The sequence below is a fragment of the Streptomyces sp. NRRL S-87 genome (assembly GCF_000719335.1).
GTDB lineage: Bacteria > Actinomycetota > Actinomycetes > Streptomycetales > Streptomycetaceae > Streptomyces.
This window is the reverse complement of the sequence record NZ_JOGB01000224.1, coordinates 1-309: the sequence shown is the minus strand read 5'-3', so window position 1 is coordinate 309 and position 309 is coordinate 1. Positions and strand designations below refer to the sequence as shown.

At 70.2% G+C, this 309-nt stretch carries 1 protein-coding gene; it reads left to right on the top strand.

Annotated elements, in window-relative coordinates:
• Positions 1-215, top strand: a 215-nt coding sequence (locus IF43_RS40260) for a helix-turn-helix domain-containing protein (protein ID WP_158939711.1), incomplete at its 5' end; no start/stop codon positions are given.
• Positions 216-309 lie beyond the last annotated feature (94 nt).

The window sequence follows — 309 nt, the reverse complement described above, 5'->3', positions numbered from 1 at the left end:
CCCGCGCGACCCGCGCCACCGCCGGAACCGGCGCCAAGGCATTCCTCGACCAGCGCATCCTGCTCGAAGCGAAACGGCTGCTCGCCCACACCGACCTACCGGTCGGCCGCTGCGCACACCACCTCGGATTCCGCGACACCGGGAACTTCACCACCTTCTTCCGGCGGCAGACCGGACTGGCTCCTACCTCTTGGGCCGATATGGCGCGGAGTTGACCCGCCGGGACCGCGTTCCCGGTCCTCCCGGCACGATGGCCGCATCTTGCCGCGCCCGCGGGAAGTCCGAGACGAGATGACGAGGAGCGTGCAC